The sequence below is a fragment of the Ruegeria sp. Ofav3-42 genome (assembly GCF_022347725.1).
Classification (GTDB): Bacteria; Pseudomonadota; Alphaproteobacteria; order Rhodobacterales; family Rhodobacteraceae; genus Ruegeria.
In genome coordinates this window covers 220,491-238,135 of record NZ_JAKRGB010000005.1, presented here as the reverse complement: position 1 = coordinate 238,135, position 17,645 = coordinate 220,491, and the positions used below count along the sequence as shown (strand labels likewise).

At 56.3% G+C, this 17,645-nt stretch carries 13 protein-coding genes and 1 pseudogene; 2 read left to right on the top strand and 12 right to left on the bottom strand.

The features are described from left to right. Nucleotides 1-5 precede the first annotated feature (5 nt). The 12 genes from MHN28_RS10120 to MHN28_RS10065 form a co-directional block, all read right to left on the bottom strand. Nucleotides 6-1,118 carry an ABC transporter ATP-binding protein gene (locus MHN28_RS10120; RefSeq protein ID WP_239338617.1) on the bottom strand — a complete coding sequence of 371 codons (1,113 nt, stop codon included), beginning with the start codon at nucleotides 1,116-1,118 and terminating at the stop codon, nucleotides 6-8. 118 nt (nucleotides 1,119-1,236) lie between these two features. Continuing rightward, on the bottom strand, nucleotides 1,237-2,361 hold the full coding sequence (locus tag MHN28_RS10115) for an extracellular solute-binding protein (RefSeq protein ID WP_239338615.1): 1,125 nt from the start codon (nucleotides 2,359-2,361) through the stop codon (nucleotides 1,237-1,239). 145 nt (nucleotides 2,362-2,506) lie between these two features. Then, nucleotides 2,507-4,480, bottom strand: a complete 1,974-nt coding sequence (locus MHN28_RS10110) for a beta-galactosidase (RefSeq protein ID WP_239338613.1) — start codon at nucleotides 4,478-4,480, stop codon at nucleotides 2,507-2,509. Then, the gene (locus MHN28_RS10105) at nucleotides 4,477-6,123 is read right to left on the bottom strand and encodes an amino acid ABC transporter permease (protein WP_239338611.1); all 1,647 of its coding nucleotides are present in this window, start codon (nucleotides 6,121-6,123) and stop codon (nucleotides 4,477-4,479) included. Before MHN28_RS10105 ends, MHN28_RS10110 begins: the two co-directional genes overlap by 4 nt. A gap of 64 nt (nucleotides 6,124-6,187) precedes the next feature. Continuing rightward, a complete protein-coding gene (locus MHN28_RS10100) occupies nucleotides 6,188-6,937 on the bottom strand; it encodes a basic amino acid ABC transporter substrate-binding protein (protein WP_239338609.1) in 750 nt (249 codons plus the stop codon). Nucleotides 6,938-6,959: 22 nt separating this feature from the next. Next, nucleotides 6,960-8,006: a LacI family DNA-binding transcriptional regulator gene (locus MHN28_RS10095; protein ID WP_239338607.1), complete on the bottom strand. Its 1,047-nt coding sequence runs from the start codon at nucleotides 8,004-8,006 to the stop codon at nucleotides 6,960-6,962. Next, nucleotides 8,006-8,758, bottom strand: coding sequence for a sugar phosphate isomerase/epimerase (locus MHN28_RS10090; protein ID WP_239338604.1), 753 nt, complete (start codon nucleotides 8,756-8,758; stop codon nucleotides 8,006-8,008). The genes MHN28_RS10095 and MHN28_RS10090 overlap by 1 nt, the downstream gene beginning before the upstream one ends. Nucleotides 8,759-8,841: 83 nt before the next feature. Next, on the bottom strand, nucleotides 8,842-9,924 hold the full coding sequence (locus MHN28_RS10085) for an ABC transporter ATP-binding protein (protein WP_239338602.1): 1,083 nt from the start codon (nucleotides 9,922-9,924) through the stop codon (nucleotides 8,842-8,844). A 3-nt stretch (nucleotides 9,925-9,927) separates the two neighbouring features. Next, entirely contained in the window at nucleotides 9,928-11,583 is a 1,656-nt protein-coding gene (locus MHN28_RS10080; RefSeq protein ID WP_239338600.1) for an alpha-amylase family glycosyl hydrolase, read from the bottom strand. Between the two features lie 9 nt (nucleotides 11,584-11,592). Next, the gene (locus tag MHN28_RS10075; RefSeq protein WP_239338598.1) at nucleotides 11,593-12,741 is read right to left on the bottom strand and encodes a carbohydrate ABC transporter permease; all 1,149 of its coding nucleotides are present in this window, start codon (nucleotides 12,739-12,741) and stop codon (nucleotides 11,593-11,595) included. A 4-nt stretch (nucleotides 12,742-12,745) separates the two neighbouring features. Next, entirely contained in the window at nucleotides 12,746-13,753 is a 1,008-nt protein-coding gene (locus MHN28_RS10070) for a carbohydrate ABC transporter permease (protein WP_239338596.1), read from the bottom strand. A 66-nt stretch (nucleotides 13,754-13,819) separates the two neighbouring features. Next, nucleotides 13,820-15,088 (bottom strand): ABC transporter substrate-binding protein, encoded by a 1,269-nt coding sequence (locus MHN28_RS10065; protein ID WP_239338594.1) that lies wholly within the window; start codon nucleotides 15,086-15,088, stop codon nucleotides 13,820-13,822. A 218-nt stretch (nucleotides 15,089-15,306) separates the two neighbouring features. On the opposite strand from MHN28_RS10065, the gene MHN28_RS10060 reads away from it, so the two are divergent. Beyond that, nucleotides 15,307-16,338, top strand: a complete 1,032-nt coding sequence (locus MHN28_RS10060) for a LacI family DNA-binding transcriptional regulator (RefSeq protein WP_239338592.1) — start codon at nucleotides 15,307-15,309, stop codon at nucleotides 16,336-16,338. 2 nt (nucleotides 16,339-16,340) lie between these two features. Then, nucleotides 16,341-17,642 (top strand): annotated as a pseudogene (locus tag MHN28_RS10055) (GH1 family beta-glucosidase); the annotation flags it as partial. Between the last annotated feature and the right edge of the window lie 3 nt (nucleotides 17,643-17,645).

Genomic DNA, 17,645 nt, shown 5'->3' with positions numbered 1-17,645 from the left:
CCTCCTTATTCCGCAGCCAGTTCACCAGCCGGAACCAATACCGCATTGCGGGTCTCGTATTCCAGCGTGATGTTCTGACCGGTGTGGTCCTCGAAGGACTGGCCGAGGTTCGGCAGAGACACCTTAATCTCTTTACCACCATCACCTTCGGTGAAGATGTTGAAGACGTTGCCTTCGAATTCTTCATGAGTGACGCGCGCAGTGACGAAATGGTCGCCTGAAGCGCCATCCGGGGCAATTGCAAAGGCTTCCGGGCGGATAAACATCATGGCGTCATCACCCTCTTTCAGCTTGCCCTGATTGGCGGTCGAGATACGTGCCACCAGATCACCTGATCGGTTAGTTGCGATCAGCGCCTCATTACCCATAACTTGTTTAATCTTGCCGCGGAACACGTTGTTTTCACCAACAAATGACGCTGCAAACGCAGTGTTCGGATCGTTATAGATGGTCTTGCCGTCTGCGATCTGGTCGATCACCCCTGCCCGCATAACGGCGATGTTGTCCGACATGGTCAGCGCCTCGCCCTGATCGTGCGTGATGTAAATGAAGGTGATGCCGACCCGCTGCTGGATCTCGCGCAATTCGGTGCGCATGTGTTGACGCAGCTTAAGGTCCAGCGCCGACAGTGGCTCGTCCAGCAACAGCACATCAGGCTCGGCGCACAGGGCGCGGGCGATGGCGACACGCTGACGCTGACCACCTGATAGTTCACTCGGCAGTTTGTCGCCCTGCCCTGGCAGCGCGATCATGTCCAAAAGCTCATCGGCGCGCTTGCGACGTTCGGCTGTGCTGGCCCCTTTGATTTCAAGCGAGAACGTAATGTTCTCCCAGACTTTCATCAGTGGAAACAACGCAAGGTTCTGAAAGATCAGCGCTGTTGGGCGCTTGTTCGGTCCGATGCCGCGCATGTCGTTTCCGCCGATCAGAACTTTGCCCTCGCTGGGGTCCAAAAAGCCCGAAACCGCACGCAGGATCGTTGTCTTGCCGCAGCCTGAGGGGCCGAGGAACGAAAAGAAGTCGCCCCCATTTATGTTCACATTGGCGTCCCGAACGGCGACAAAGTCTCCGAAACGGATCCACAGGTTTTCAAGATCTACACCGACCCCTGCACTCATTTTTGGTATCTCCGTCTGGCGCGCTTCCCCTTCGCGCCGAAAATGGATCCGTCACGCCGTCACGGCGTGCGGGTTCATAGCCCTCCGCACATTGGCGGAGGGCAGGATTTCAAAGCGATTAGGCGCTTTTGAACTTGTTGACGAACTCGGTCCGGGTCTCGGCGTACCAAGGAGCCTCGGCAGGCCACGGGTTCAGGTTCGCCAGTGAGTCGCCCGGATAGGCTTCGGCAAAGTTCTTTTTGTAGGTGTCGCCAGCATATTGGTCGGCACCCAGAACGGGCGAGTTATAGCCATGGCTGTCAATCGCAACGCCCGCAGGCTTGGCCTGATACGCGAAATCGATGAAGGCATAGACCTGATCGATGTTCTGTGCGCCGGTCGGCATCGACATACCGTCCACCCATGCCATCGCACCTTCAACCGGGGCTTGATAGTGGACCGGCTCGCCCGCCGATTTCAGCGCCAGCGGCGGACCATCCCAGGTCTGACCAACGACGACGCCTTCGTTCAGCAGGCCGTTTTTCTGGGTATCGGCATCGTTCCAGATCAGCTTGATCCGGTTCTTCCGCTCGATGCACCAGTCAGTGATCTGACCCCAAACTTTGCGCATGGTTTCTTCGTCGCCATATGCGGCCCAGACAGAGCCCGGTTCCATTTCGCCCGAGCGTTCCATATACAGGCCCGCGCCCAGCATCATCGAATGCGCGCGACCCATGGTCTTGCCTGCGTTCTCTTCCGACCAGACATCGCCATAAGACGGCGCGTCGCCTTCCGGCAGCCACAGATCGGTGCGATAGGCGATGCCTTCGGTGCCCCAGATATGCGGCAGCCAGTGCACGCCGCTGTCACCAAAGTTCCACGCGTCGGTGCCGATTTGCGCCATGGCAGGATTCACCAGATCAATCGGAACCTTGCTCATATCGAAGGGCTGCAGCAGCTCCAGCGGCTCCCACTGCAGCGAGCGGTTGTTGGTCGGCGAGACGATGTCGAAGCCCTGGCCCTTGGTGGCCTTCATCTTGTTGATGATTTCTTCGTTCGACCCGATCCCGGTATAGTTCACCTTGATTCCGGTCAGAGTTTCAAACTCTTGCAGGAAAGCGGGTGGCAGGTAGTCCGACCACATCAGAATGTTGATTTCACCCGAAGATGCCAGCGCGCTCTTGCTATATAGAGGCGCAGCCAGAGCAGCCGCTCCCGCGCCTTTCAGGACAGAGCGTCTGGAAAGGTTTTTCCGTTCAGCCATATTAGGATCTCCCGTTATTGGACTGTGTTGTTTTGTTGTTATGGTTGTCACGCTAGAACTTTGCGGCGGCATTGTCAGGCCAAAAGTGACAGTTGAAAATTTTCATATATCCAGTTGGCGCTTTCACGTTGCCGACGGCTTTAGATCAGTTCGCAGTTTCACCGACCCAGATTGAAACCCCACAAGGTGGGATCAATGACGAGCCGACAAGATAATTGCGCGTTTCGCTCGCAGGCAGACAGTGCTCTGTATCCCCAAAGTTAAAGGCGAAACCCAGTTTACCACGACGCGTGATCCTAAGGTCAGGACAACAATCCAAGACGGGAATTTTCGCCCAGTCCAGAACCTCTTGCAGGACAGATTTCAACAACGAACTACGGGGAACCACTGCCAAATAAGTTGCCTTGTCCGAACGGACAATGGCAGGGCTGCCGTCCCTATATTTGCTGGAAAAATGTGCTGTCACTGTGGCATCTGTTTCCAGAATCTCTCGCCAGCCTGAAAACCCATGCGTCGTATCATCCGCAAGGCGCACTGATTCTCCTGCAAGATCGGGCAGTGATTCAACCCGCAGAACCTTCACGCCTGTCAGATATTCCAATAGTCCGGGGGCCAGATTCCCTGGCGTATGCATATTCTCGGTCTTGCTACCCGAGCGGGCACCGATCAGGAGGCGCGCATCACATCCCTTCAGTTTGGTAGCCAGCTCGGGGGAAACAATCATGCATTGCGGAATAACGATCAAAGCGTACCCCGAGAAATCGTCATCCGGACCCAAAAAGTCCAGATCGACCCCAAGGGAACGCAGTGCCGCGTACCACTCCCGCGCAATATGAGCGTTAGGAAAGTCCTCGTCGTGGGGCAGTATATCTGCCGCCCAGATTGATGGGTAATCCAGCAGCATGGCCACCTGTGCGCGGTTTCGTTCGGTCGGTGGCAACGCGGCGCGTTCGGCGGCAACCTGTGCCAGTTCGATCGCCGCCTGATCAATGCTGCCATCCGATCGCAACAACGCAGTGTGAAACTGCTCTTGCGCGTATTTTGCCTGACGCCATCGAAAGAACATCACCGCTTGGGCTCCGTGCGCATATGCGACCCATGTCCACAGCCGGATCATTCCGTCAGCAGGAGACGGGTTTTTGGACGCCCAATCTACCGGGCCGGGTTGCTGCTCCAGGACCCACATGCGCCCATTGCCCTGACTGCGATAGAGGTCGCAATGAAAACCCTGATAATCAGGTGCACCGGTTCGAAGGTATCGGCGCTTGTCATCATCGGACAGGGTGGAACCCAGAAGATTGCCCAGCGGGTAGCTGTCAAACCCCACGATATCCAGATCTTTAGCAACAGCGTGGTGGTCGAATTCGAAACTCCCCGCCATGAAGTTGTGCGTAATGTCCCGACCCGGAGAAAACTCGCGCAGAATGTCCACCTGCGCCCGATTGAACAGGCGAACCCGGTCGGAAGAGTAACGCATGAAGTCCAACGCGTGGGTGGGGTTAGGATTTGCAACCAATCCGTTGGGCAATTCGATCTGATCGAAATTGGAATAGACCGATCCCCAGAACACTGTGCCCCAAGTTTGGTTCAGGATTTTGATGGTGCCATATCGGTCTGACAACCATCTTCTGAACCCGTCCCGCGCCGCTGTCGAATAGCTGAGGACCGTATCATGATCGTTGTATTCGTTGTCGATCTGCCAGGCGTGTACATGTGGGTTTTGACCATATCGACGAGCGTACTCGGTCGCGATCCGTTGAGCCTCAGTGAGGTAGACATTGCTGGAAAAGCAATAATGTCTGCGGGATCCGAACCCTCTGACTCGGCCATCGGAATCCACCGGCAATATCTCGGGGTGCTCATCGATCAGCCATTTCGGCGGAGAGGCCGTGGGCGTCGACATCATGACCCGCAGACCGGCTTCGCCCAGAATGCCGATCACATCGTCCAACCAAGCCCAATTAAACTGGCCTCGCGCGGGCTCAACCAACCCCCATGTGAATTCCGCGATGCGCACCCAGTCGAGCCCCATTTCGACCATCCGCTCAGCATCGTCGCGCCACAGCGACCTGTCCCACTGTTCAGGGTAATAGCAAACACCAAGTTCAAGCTTGCTCATCTGTCCTCCCTTGCGGTCCGCCGTTCAATCCACTTTAGGAAACTCGCGCAGCCCAATGTAATCACAACATAAAGTATTGCCGCCGTGTTAAAGGGCGCAAAGGGAAGGAAGCTGGCCGCCTGAAACTCTCGCATACGCTGGGTCATGTCGCGCACCGACAGGATGGACAACAGCGACGTGTCCTTGATCATGGCAATGAACTCATTGCCCAGCGGAGGTGTCACGATGCGCAACGCCTGCGGCAGGATAATCAACCGTGCGGTCTGCCAGCGCGACAGGCCAAGTGATCCGCCCGCCTCGATTTGCCCGCGCGGGATCGCCTCGATGCCCGAGCGGAAAATCTCGGCCATATAGGCGGAGTATCCGACGGAAATGGCAATTACACCGCGTGTCATGTTGGTCATGTCGATGCCGCCGCCCGTCGCATCCTTGACCGCACCTGCCAAAGGCAGACCAATGTAAAGGATGATCACCAGCATCGGAATGCCCCGGATCGTATCGACAAAAAACTCAGACCCGACTGCCAACGGATGCAATTCGTGCTGCGCGCCACCTACAGTCAGGGTCAAAAGCAGAAAGCCAAGAACGGCAAAAGTCAGCGCTGGGTTTCGGTACTTGTCCGGTAGAAAGCTGGTCTGCCAGATCACTGGATAGCCCTGCGTGTGCGTCTCGACCGGAACAAAAGCACCAGACACGCTGTCGATGGTTTCGATTTGTTCAAGTGCGCTGGCCGGGTCGGTCGCGCTGCGAATGCGGTATTTTTGTTCGCCACCACCTTCGAACTCGCCAAAGCGGATGATGTCCGCTTGGGCTTGCGGCGTACCACGCACAATTGCGATGCGGGCTTCGGTGCTGCCCACGAGCACGTAGTTGTCCTGTGGTTGCATGAAAAAGAAAGCCGACACAGCCAGCAGCGTTAGACTGATGGACCCGTAGACCACGGTAGTACGTGTCTTGGGTTTGAACGACTGCAGCCCGACCCAAATCAAGCCCAGAATGGCCGCAAATATATATGCGAAAATAGCCGCCCTGAAAGTGATCGCGACGCCTGTTGCAAACTGCCAATGCGCCATGAAGAGAAGGTAGAACAGCGTCGCGCCAGTCAGGATCTCGAACCCGAGCTGTGTGATTGCCTGAACCTTTGATGGGAGGTGTCCGCTTGCCGCGATCGCCGCAATGAGGAACGCGTAGACCATCAAAATCACCTGAAGCCCCAACTGAACCCGCGCTACGACGTCGGGAAACAGCACCCACGGCTGCGAGGACCGGTCAATTAAAGTTGAAGTATTCTCACTAAGTGCGTGAAAGAATACAGATTCAGCAAATGGCATGAGGGTGTGGGGCGCCACAAAACTCAGGACAGCAAGCGCGGCAGCCGCCGGCAACGCGACAGCCGCTATGATACGCAAACAACGCGGAGCGGCATCCGAAAACCTAGCCGCACGCGCGCTGAGGTAACCCAGAATGGCCACGAAAAGTACCAACAGGAACCCGATGAAAATCGGTCCGGCATTGTCGCCAATCCCGAGGATCGCCGTCAACGATCTGAGGTATTTTGAAGATGTTGCAAACAGATAGACGATGAACGGGGCGGCGGCGAGCAGAACAAGATTGCTCGGGCGGATCGAGCTTAGACGCGACATGAAACCTCTCTGCTGAGAATTGACCCGACGGTGTCCGCCGTCGGGTCACTTGAGCTGTGGGCGGTTATTCCGTGCCCCAGTATTTTGCGACCAGCTTGTCCAGCGTGCCGTCAGCTTTGATGGCAGCCAGCCCCTCATTGATGGCGTCAACTGTGGCGTCGCCTTCCTGAAATACGATGCCCAGCGGATCAGACTGCAGGCCTGTGATTCCTACGGTCAGCTCGCCCGCAAATTCCTGTTCATATGCTGCGGCCGAGGTGCCGTCGATGATGACCCCCTGCACATCCGCATTTTGCAGTGCCAGGATCGCGGCCGAAAAGTTGTCGTACAGGCTGACATTCTCGCGCCCGACCAGTTCTTCGGCCAACTGCGCGTTGGTGGTTCCCGTTTGCGCAGCCAGTTTCTGCCCGCCAGCCTTGAAATCGTCCAACGTCATGTCCGCATTGTCGACCTGTAACAGGATTGCCTGGCTGACGACGATATACGGCTCGGAAAAGTCCATGCTTTCCTCGCGTTCCGGCGTGATCGAAACGCCCGAAATAACAAGATCGAATTCACCCTGCTGAAGCGCCGCAAAGATACCGTCCCATGCAGTGTTTACGAAGTTCGGGACGCAGTTAACCTGCTCACAGATTGCGTTCATTACATCGACGTCGAAACCCACGATCTGCCCGGTCGTCTCGTCAACGGTTTCCATGGGTGGATAAGTGGCGTCGGTGCCTATTTTAAGTACGCGTCCTTCAAGATCGGCAGCAAACGCCGCCGGCGCGAAGACGGCAGTCACTGCTGCCGCAGCCAATAGTCTCTTGATCATTTTCGGTTACTCCTCTGTTGGGTCATGTTGTGCGCGCTGTTGTCTGCGCAGGGGTGTCAGGTTGCCGCTCGATTAGGTTGGCCCTGATCTTTTTTTGAGTTTCGGAAGGTTTCGCCCCGTCTAGTGCCTTCAGGATGAATTCTCCCAGCAGACGACTGGTTTCCTCGATTGGGACATAATAGGTGCTGGGCGGCGGAACGAAGTATCGGCTGAGTTGCAGGTCGTCTGTTGAAATGACGACCAGGTCTTGCCCGATGCTGACGCCTGCCTTGTGGGCGGCGGACAAAACACCAAGAGTCATTGCTTCGTTTGCACAAATGCACGCGGTGGGACGAACGGCCAATTGCATCATTGCCTCAAAGGCTCGCCGCCCTGTCCGCGCTGTTGTCGGCCCGTTGAAGATCAATGACGAATCTAAAGGTAAACCCTCGGCTGACAATGCCTGCGCGTACCCCTGTTGGCGTTGCGTCGCGTAGATCAGGTCGGAAGGTGGGTTGATTAAAGAAATCCGCCGATGCCCCAATCGCAGCAACCGTTCAGTCGCATCGTAAGCGGCTGCCTGGCTGTCGATATCTACATAGGCATGAGGGGTTTCGCCGTCGCTCATACCCATTGTGACAAACGGAAACCCGTTTTGCTGAAGAAACGCGATGCGGGGATCGTGATGCAGTGTTCCCGAAAAAATGACACCATCAGCAAGTCCGTGATGAACGATCTTCTTTAATGCCTCCATCGCGTCTTCCAAGTCGGCCACATTGAAAACGCTCAGCTCATACTGAGAGCCTTTCAGAGCAGTTGAAATCCCCGCCAGAATTCGGGTGAATTCCACACCTTCCCACTCTTCTTCCGCATCGGCGGACACACTGACCAGAACCGCAACGCGATAGGATTTATTGGTGCGCAGTTTCAGTCCGTCCATGTTCACGCGATAGCCAAGTCGGGCGGCTGCGGCTTGAATTTCCTTTCGCGTTTCCTCCCTGACTGACTCTGACCCTCGCAACGCGTTCGACACTGTCCCAACCGAATAACCGGTTTCTTTGGAGATCGATTTGATCGTCGCACGGGCCATTACCCTGCCCCTGCCAGCAAATGATGCGACAAAAATTTGTGCCCGGTTCGCAAAGTCCTGAGTGCATTCGGCGTTTCGTCATGTTCGACAAACAGATCGGAGCAATTGCTGGCGGCCAAAACATCCAGAACCGAAGCCCAGTTGACCACCCCGTGACCCAAGTTGCGCCAACGTTCATCGCCCTGCCCGCCTGACGGGTCGACGTCCTTGGCATGAACTGAAACGATCTTGTCGGAATACCTGCGCAGCAACTCCACCGGGTTTGGATCAGTAAGAACCAGCCATCCCAGATCGGGCTGCCAGTGCAGGTTCTGATGCGACAGGATGATGTCCAACGGTGTTTCGCCAGTTCGCCCCAACAGGTCAAAATCATGGTTGTGATAGGCTAGGCGAACCCCATGATGCGACAACCCGGCGGCCCATTCGGACAGTTGCCGCGCCATCCTGACCCAGCCTTCAGATGTGTTGGGTCTTTCTTCGGGCGCCAACCAGGGCATGACGGCCACAGGGCAACCCAACAGCTGTAGAAGGTCCACTATTTCTTCAAAGCGGGTTTCGAATTCGATCCAATCAAAATGTGCGGACCGAACTGTAAGTCCCGCCTGCTGAGCCAGCTGCGCGACCTTCATTGGTGAGCTGCCGTGGAACCCGATGGTTTCAATATCGGTAAACCCGCAGTCACCAACCAATGCAAGCTGGGTCTCTAAATCCCCAGCTTTCCGCACGGTGTAAAGCTGCGCCGAAACTCGCATAGACGGGTGCCATAGCCAATTGAAACGTTTCAAACAGCTTGAAACGGCAAAGATGCACTTGTCAAGCTTGGCTTAGGCCGGGGTTATTGCCGCATGGAAATCCCCTGATGAAACAGGTGAACCTTATCCGGCTCTGCTGATACGGAAACCGTTTGCCCCCGCATATTCTTCTGAACGCCCGGCAATTTGGCGATTGTGGCGTCCTCGCCGTCTTTCGCCGCGAAATATAACAGTGTGACCTCACCCAAAGCTTCGGTGAAATCCACGACGCCTTCCAGAATCGCGTCGGCGTCAACAGGGTGAAAATCCTCGGGGCGAACCCCGATGTTCACTTGCTTTCCCTCGTCTGCCTCAGTTGTAGAGATGGTGGAAACCGCAGTTCCGCCGCCATCAAGCTTGACGACGGTTCGCTCTCCGGTCTGCGTGATGACGCCGGGCAAAAGGTTCATTGCGGGTGAGCCTATGAATTGCGCGACAAACTCGTTGTCAGGCGTTTCGTACAACTCCAGCGGCGTACCGACCTGAGCAATCCCCTGATTGGCAAGGACCACGATCCGACTTGCCAAAGTCATCGCCTCGACCTGATCGTGGGTGACATAGATCATCGTGCTGTCCGGCATCGCCTCTTTAAGACGCGCGATCTCGATCCGCGTGGCGACCCGCAAAGCGGCGTCGAGGTTAGAAAGGGGTTCATCAAACAGATACACCTTCGGATCACGCACGATGGCGCGACCAATGGCAACCCGCTGGCGCTGACCACCGGAAAGCGCTTTGGGCAGGCGATCCAGAAACGGTTCCAGCTGCAGAATACGGGCAGCGCGCTCGACGGCTGCGTCAACCTCGTCCGACGGCATTTTGGCGATCTTCAGAGCAAATGCCATATTCTCGCGCACCGTCATGTGCGGGTACAGCGCGTAGCTCTGGAACACCATTGCAATGCCCCTTTGGGCCGGGGGCACGTCATTCATGACCTGCCCTTCGATCTCCAGCGTCCCGCCGGTAATCTTTTCGAGCCCCGCAATCATGCGCAGCAGAGTAGATTTACCGCAGCCGGAGGGGCCGACAAATACAATTAATTCACCGCGTTCTATGTCGAGGTTAATGTTCTGAAGGATGTCAACATTGCCGTAGGCCTTCGCCACATCCGTGAGATTGAGTTCCGACATAGCTTACCCCTGCACTCGCTGCATCAGACAGAATTGGGCCGCGCCGAGGGTCACTGTACCCGCCCCTACGACGCTGCCCAATTCCTCCCCGATAACCTGCCATTCGCCGTCCGGCAGAGTGGCCTCTGCTGATTCAGATCCCAGATTAAACGCGCAGAACACCTGTTCGGCGCTGTCCTCGCGCATAAACGTCAGGATTGGACCGGACTGCTTCATGTCGTTCTGCTGGCCAGACATCAGCGCGGAATGCGCGTGGCGCAGTGCGATGGCGCGGCGGTAGTGATGCAACATCGAGCTCGCCTCCTGCTCCAACCGGTCGACTGCTTGGTCAGCCTGCGTCTGGCTAACCGGCAGCCATGGCGTTCCTGAGGTGAAACCGGATTGCTCGTCCTGCGCGGCCCAAACCATCGGCGTTCGGCAGCCATCGCGTCCTTTAAATTCTGGCCAGAATTCAATGCCATAGGGGTCTTGCAGATGCTCAAAAGGAACGTCAGCCTCGGGCAGGCCCAGTTCCTCGCCCTGATACAGGCAAGCTGAACCTCGAAGGCACATCATCAGAACTGCATGCTGGCGGAGCGCCGCGTCGTCCAGTTCCCAGCGGGACGCATGGCGCTGTACATCGTGGTTCGAGAAAGCCCAGCACGGCCACGCGTCGCCAGCCTTCTCTTCCAGCTGGTCGAAAACCTGTTTGGCGTAAGTCGCCGTCAATGCGCGCTTTTCCAGGAACTCGAACGCATAACACATGTGCATGCGCTTATCACCGCTGGTGTATTCGCCCATGATTTCAAGCCCGCGCTGCGCGTCACCGACCTCGCCCAGACAGGCGCGGCCATCATACTCGTCGGTCAGCGCTCGTAACCGTTCAAGGAAGGCAATGTTCTCAGGCCGGCTCTTGGAATAGAGGTGATCCTGGTGATTGTACGGATTAACCATCGGCGCGATTGAGGCGTTGCGCTGATCCATAGGCAGGCCGGGATTGTCGCGCAGCTGCACGTCGTGGAAATAGAAGTTGATGGTATCCAGTCGGAATCCATCGACGCCCAGATCCAACCAGAACCGCGCTACATCCAACAAGGCATCCTGCACATCCTGACAATGAAAATTCAGGTCAGGCTGCGACGTCAGGAAATTGTGCAGGTAGTACTGCAGACGCCGCGAGTCCCACTGCCAGGCAGAACCGCCAAAGATCGACAGCCAATTGTTTGGCGGTGTGCCATCAGGTTTGGGATCAGCCCAGACGTACCAATCGGACTTGGAATTCTCGCGATTTGATCGGCTTTCTTTGAACCACGGGTGTTGATCCGATGTGTGCGACAGCACCAGATCGATCATAACCTTCAGACCGTGCCCATGCGCGTGGTCCAGCAGCTCTTTAAAGTCCTCCATGGTTCCGAACATTGGATCGACATCGCGATAGTCGCTGACGTCATACCCGAAATCCTTCATCGGCGACTTAAAGAACGGAGAAATCCAGATGGCGTCAACGCCCAGCGAGGCGATGTATTCCAAGCGCTGGGTGATACCTTTCAAGTCTCCGATTCCATCACCATTGCTGTCCTGAAAGCTGCGCGGATAGATCTGATAGATCACGCCGCCGCGCCACCAGTCGGCGAGTGCTTTGGTTGCGTTTTTGAGTTCCACGGTGTTCTGCACGTTCATCAGACGCCTCTATTTGACGGACCCGGCCAACAGGCCACGGACCAGGTATTTTTGCATTGCGAAGAAGACAGCCAGCGGTACGGCGATCGAAACAAAAGCCGCCGTGGCGAGGATTTCCCAGTTACCACCGCGTGTACCCAAAAGCTCGACGATGCGGTTGGTCATAACAGTGGTTTGACCCGATGCGTCGATCAGGAAGACCTTGGCGACGAGCAAGTCATTCCACGTCCAGAGGAACTGGAAGATCGCGAATGATGCCAGTGCCGGAAAGCTAAGCGGCAGGATCAGCTTGGTGAAGATTTGAAACTCGGTCGCGCCATCGACCCGCGCGTTTTCGATGAGGTCTCGGGGCAGTCCTGCCATGTAGTTGCGCAACAGGTAGATCGCCAGCGGCATCCCGAAACCGGTATGGGCAAGCCAAACCCCCAGATACCCTTTGCCAATGCCGATATTGAGGTGAAATTTCAAAAGCGGGATCAAGGCTAACTGCAGTGGGACGACCAGCAGCCCCACGACGGCGGCAATCAGCAGCGCTCGTCCGGGAAAATCCATCCACGCCAAGGCATATGCCGCAAAAGCTGCTACGAGGATCGGGATAATGGTGGCCGGAATTGTTACAGTCAGCGTATTGAAGAATGCTCGCCCCATGCTGTCAGTGCTGTCCTCGGCCAGCAAAACCTTGTGGTAATTGTCCAAGGTAAACTCAGGGGGCAATTCAGCCGTTACAAAGACACGCGACCCACGGCTACCGGTGAACTCTTCCGAGTTCTGCATCCGATAGTTTCCGTTGGCATCGACAGTGATTGTCCCACCTTTGCGCAATTCCGCAGTATCTCCGGGGGTGAACGCATCAACGGCCCTGGAACTGACACCCCATTTCGAAATCGTGGCTTTGGTTTCGTCACCAAAGACGTTGCCCTCGATCACGTACATTCCGTTTTCCTGCACCTGTGTATCAGGGGCCGCGCTTCGCAGAGTCAGGTTCTGTTCGGACGGAAACAACGACCGCCACCAACCGCTGGTCGCAATCTGGTCAGCTGTGCGGAAGGATGAGATCAACAGCCCAAGAGTTGGCACGACCCACAGAACCACAAGGAAGATGACCGAGGCGTGGACAACCCATCTGAGGGCAGGTTTGGTTCCAGCAATATCGTTCACGGCCCTACTCCATCTCTTTGCGCGCATTGCGCACGTTCCAAACGAGGATCGGGGCGACCAGCAACATGATCACCATGGCCGAGGCTGAGCCAACGCCCCAGTCATTGGCCCGAAACAGCTTGTCATACATGTAGTTGGCCAGAACCTGCGTCTCCCATTGGCCGTTGGTCATGGCGAAGACGATGTCGAAGACCTTCAGTACGGTAATCGTGATCGTGGTCCAAACGACCAATATTGTTGTCTTGATCTGAGGAACCTTGATCCGGAAAAAAATCTGAAACGGGTTCGCGCCGTCCAGAATAGCCGCTTCGATGGTCTCTTCGGGAATGCTACGCAGGGCAGCTGACAGAATGACCATGGCAAAACCGGTTTGAATCCAGATCAGGACCACCATCAGAAAGAAACTGTTCCAGAATGGGATCGTCAACCAGGTCTGAGGCTCGGCACCGCCAAAAAACAAATACAGCGCGTTGAGCATACCGATCTGATTCTGCTCGGCCGGGCGGGTGTCGTAAACAAGTTTCCAGATGACCGACGCCCCCACGAAAGAGATCGCCATGGGCATAAAGATCAGTGACTTGGCGACGTTCCCCCACCGGATGCGGTCGGTCAGTTGCGCAACAAGCAGGCCAAAGGCCGTCGACATAGCTGGCACAATGATCAGCCAGAACATGTTGTTGCGCATCGCTTCCCAGAACTTAGGCTCGTTGGTCATCTGGACATAGTTGTCCAGGCCGACCCATTCATACCCCCCGCCGGGCACCCGATCTGTCAGGGAAAGGCGTAGTGTTTCGACGACCGGATAGGCCAGATACAGCCCCAACGCAGCCAACGCCGGAAACAGAAACAACCAGGGCCGGATCATGTTCGCCCGATTGATGTTACGGCCAGCATTCGGCCCGCGCGGCGGAAACAGAATTTTGTCCAAAAACTGATTGGATAGGTAGAAATAGCCTACGCAACCTGACACGCCGATGGCGATGGTCAGCAGGCCCTGAAATGCCGGATGCATGCCGCTCTCCCTTGCGACGGAGGGGGGCGGGCGATCCGGTTTTGCGGGTCGCCCGGTTTTAATCGATTAGTCCAGTGCATCCCAGGAAGACTGGATTTCATCGGCAACCTCTTGCGCCGGAGTGCCTCCGGTATAGTCAACCATGCCGGTCCAGAACGTGCCCGCACCCACGCCGCCCGGCATCAGGTCGGACCCGTCAAACCGGAAGGTTGTCGCCCCCAGAAGAATGTCGTTCATCTTCTTCAAAGTCGGGTCCGAGAATACCGAGGTATCGACGCCCTTATGCGGTGTCAGGAAACCGGTCAACGCCATCCATGTTTCGTGCGCTTCGGGCGTTTGCAGATACTCTATCAGCGCATGCGCGCCGGGGCTGTCGTTTGTGATCGCCCAAACCGTGCCTGCACCCAGCACCGGGCTGCCAAGATCCTTGCTTTCGTACGCCGGGAAATAGAAAAAATCAGCATCCTCGCCTACAACCGTGCCTTCCGGGAAGAAGGCTGGAATGAACGAGGCCTGACGGTGCATGTAACACTGCGGAGGCGAGCTGAACATGCCTTTCGGGCTGTCGCGAAAATCAGTCGTCGCAACCGCACCGGCACCACCCGCCACATAATCATCATTGCGGGCAAACGCGCCGAATTCTTCGATCGCAGCAACGACTTTTGGATCGTTGAACTTCAATTCGTTTGCGACCCAGGCATCATAATCCTCGGGCGATTGCGTGCGCAGCATCATATCCTCGACCCAGTCGGTCGCCGGCCAGCCAGTCGCGCCGCCAGAGCCCAAACCGATACACCATGGCGTTTCGCCATCAGCAACGATCTGGTCGGTTAGCGCCTTCAGTTCCTCCATGGTGGTGGGAACTTCGTACCCGGCATCCTCAAAGTTCTCGGGCACAAACCAGACAAGCGACTTCACGTCGACCTTGTAGAAGAAGCCGTACAGATGATCCTGACCGTCCGGGCCCGCATAGGTGCCCAGATCAACCCACGACTGCCCGGCGGCATAGTTGTCACGAATCCAGTCTGCAGTCCCATCGCCAAGCGGCGTCAGAAACCCCGCCTTGGCCATATCCGATGCCAACCCGGGCTGGGGGAACACCGCCACATTCGGCGCCGACCCTGCCTCGGCATCGATTCTGATTTGCTGTTCGAAGCTGTCCGACCCGACATAGGCGTATTCATGCCCGGTTGCGGCGGCAAAGCCATCCAGCACCTTTTCGACATTCTCCTGATCCGGCCCCAGCCATGGGCCGAACACAGTAACCTTGTCGGCTTGCGCCGCGCCCGCCATCAGGGCGAACGTCGCCGCTCCTGCATAAAGCGAGTGTTTCATGAAGCTTCCTCCCAACATTACTAAGCGCTTGCAAGACTCATTTTCAAAGCGCTTTGGATGATGGGCTTTATCCGCTAACATTCAAAATATGTCAATATTCTGTTTACTGTGGCCCAAATTATTAATATTGAAAACCAAATCAGGGAAAAACGTGTCTAAGCTAGAAAACCAACCACAATACACGAAACAGAAAAATTTGAAGGCGCTTTGAAGCGACCATGAACCTAAAGCAGCTCTCAGAAATCCTCGGCCTGTCCCAGACCACGGTCAGCCGCGCGCTGAATGGCTATCCCGAGGTGAATGAGGATACGCGCATTCGTGTTCAGGCCGCCGCAGCCAAGCACGGATACCGGCCAAACAGCCGGGCCAAGGGTTTGGCGACCGGAAGATCCATGGTGATTGGCCACGTGATCCCAAGTTCATCGCAGCACGAAATGGTGAACCCCATTTTCGGAGACTTCGTCGCTGGTGCCGCCCGCAAGTATGGAGATCATGGATATGACATGATGTTCACCAACGCAGACGACACCTCGATCGAGGAAGCATATCGCAGTCTGTTTCAACGCGGTGCAGTCGATGGTGTGGTTTTGCAAGGCCCTAAGGTCAATGAACACAGAATCGAGGTTCTGAACCGGATGGGTGTGCCGTTCATCGTGCACGGCAGGTCGACCGGCGTGGACGTGCCCTATGACTGGATTGACGTGAACAACAAAAGCTCTTTCCTGCGCGCGACCCGGTTTCTGATCGACCTTGGGCATCGTCGAATCGCCCTGATCAACGGGCTTGAGGATATGGATTTCGCCCAACGCCGCCGCGCAGGATATCTTGAGGCATTGGACGATGCTGATTTGTCGCCTGACCCCGATCTGATGCGCAGCGCCGAGATGACCGAGGTCTACGGACATCACGAAACACGCGACATGCTGCGCCTGGATGATCCGCCAACCGCCATTCTGACGTCATCCATGATTTCCGCCATTGGCGTGCGGCGCGCGCTGAATGAGGCCGGGTTGAAAATGGGAAAAGATGTCTCGGTCATTGCCCATGATGACGACCTCTCGTACCTCAAGAACGGTCAGGATGTGCCGATTTTTACAGCCACCCGATCCTCGGTTCGTCAGGCGGGTGAAATGGCGGCAGAGATGTTGATCGAGCGCATCAAGTCTCCGGAAGATCCCGTAAAAACTAGATTGCTGGAAGCCGAACTGGTAGTTGGCGGCTCAACCGGCCCCGCCCCCAACAGGTTCTGACAATGAAATACACACGATCGGATTTCCCCAAAGACTTCCTCTTTGGCGTTGCAACTTCCGCCTATCAGATCGAAGGGCACGCTCAGGGCGGTGCTGGGCAGACGCATTGGGATACGTTTGCAGCCTCACCGGGCAATGTGGTGCGCAATGAAAATGGCGATCTGGCTTGTGACCACCTGCACCACTATCCGCAGGATTTCGACCTCGTGCGTGATGCCGGTTTTGACTGCTATCGCTTCTCAACCAGTTGGGCACGAGTTTTGCCCGAAGGGCGTGGCACGGTGAACCAAGCTGGCTTGGACTATTATGACCGCCTCGCCGACGCGCTTCTGGAACGCGGCATTCGCCCCTGTGCGACCCTGTACCATTGGGAGCTGCCCTCACCCATCGCCGATCTTGGTGGGTGGCGAAATCGCGATATCGCAAATTGGTTCGCCGATTTCACCGAGATCATAATGGGCAGGATCGGGGACCGTATGTACAGCGTAGCACCGATCAATGAACCCTGGTGCGTAAGCTGGCTGAGTCATTTTGAAGGGCATCACGCACCGGGCCTGCGCGACATTCGCGCCACAGCTCGTGCAATGCATCATGTCTTGCTTGCCCATGGTAGCGCTATTGAGGCGATGCGTGGTTTGGGAATGTCGAACCTGGGTGCCGTGTTCAATCTGGAATGGGCTGAACCCGCCGATGACAGCCCCGGAGCGCGCAAGGCTGCTGATCTTTATGACGGAATTTATAACCGCTTTTTCCTGAGTGGGGTGTTCAATAAAGCCTATCCGCAAAACGTGCTGGACGGGTTGGAACCTCACCTACCCTCTGGCTGGCAGGACGATTTCGACACAATCGGCACACCTGTCGACTGGTGCGGATTGAACTACTACACCCGCAAACTGATCGCGCCCGCCGAAACTGCGTGGCCTAGCCTGAAAGAAATTCCCGGCCGGCTGCCCAAGACCCAGATGGGGTGGGAGATTGAGCCTGACGCCCTGACCCGGTTTCTTACGCGAACCATGCGCGATTACACTGGGAATCTGCCGATCTACGTCACCGAAAACGGTATGGCGAGCCCCGAGCGTCGGCAGGATGACGATCGTATAGACTACCTGAACCGACATTTGACTGCAGTCCAAAGCGCACTTGAGCAAGACGTACCGATCAAGGGCTACTTCATCTGGTCGTTGCTGGACAATTACGAGTGGTCCTTTGGCTATGAAAAGCGGTTCGGGCTGGTTGACGTCGATTTCGATACGCTGGAGCGCACCCAGAAGGCGTCTTACAAAGCGCTGAAAACCGCTCTGGCCGGA

Excerpts from the sequence above, each read along its gene's own strand:
- MHN28_RS10120 (WP_239338617.1), bottom strand. The coding sequence starts at position 1,118 with ATGAGTGCAGGGGTCGGTGTAGATCTTGAAAACCTGTGGATCCGTTTC.
- MHN28_RS10115 (WP_239338615.1), bottom strand. The coding sequence starts at position 2,361 with ATGGCTGAACGGAAAAACCTTTCCAGACGCTCTGTCCTGAAAGGCGCG.
- MHN28_RS10110 (WP_239338613.1), bottom strand. The coding sequence starts at position 4,480 with ATGAGCAAGCTTGAACTTGGTGTTTGCTATTACCCTGAACAGTGGGAC.
- MHN28_RS10105 (WP_239338611.1), bottom strand. The coding sequence starts at position 6,123 with ATGTCGCGTCTAAGCTCGATCCGCCCGAGCAATCTTGTTCTGCTCGCC.
- MHN28_RS10100 (WP_239338609.1), bottom strand. The coding sequence starts at position 6,937 with ATGATCAAGAGACTATTGGCTGCGGCAGCAGTGACTGCCGTCTTCGCG.
- MHN28_RS10095 (WP_239338607.1), bottom strand. The coding sequence starts at position 8,006 with ATGGCCCGTGCGACGATCAAATCGATCTCCAAAGAAACCGGTTATTCG.
- MHN28_RS10090 (WP_239338604.1), bottom strand. The coding sequence starts at position 8,758 with ATGCGAGTTTCGGCGCAGCTTTACACCGTGCGGAAAGCTGGGGATTTA.
- MHN28_RS10085 (WP_239338602.1), bottom strand. The coding sequence starts at position 9,924 with ATGTCGGAACTCAATCTCACGGATGTGGCGAAGGCCTACGGCAATGTT.
- MHN28_RS10080 (WP_239338600.1), bottom strand. The coding sequence starts at position 11,583 with ATGAACGTGCAGAACACCGTGGAACTCAAAAACGCAACCAAAGCACTC.
- MHN28_RS10070 (WP_239338596.1), bottom strand. The coding sequence starts at position 13,753 with ATGCATCCGGCATTTCAGGGCCTGCTGACCATCGCCATCGGCGTGTCA.
- MHN28_RS10065 (WP_239338594.1), bottom strand. The coding sequence starts at position 15,088 with ATGAAACACTCGCTTTATGCAGGAGCGGCGACGTTCGCCCTGATGGCG.
- MHN28_RS10060 (WP_239338592.1), top strand. The coding sequence starts at position 15,307 with ATGAACCTAAAGCAGCTCTCAGAAATCCTCGGCCTGTCCCAGACCACG.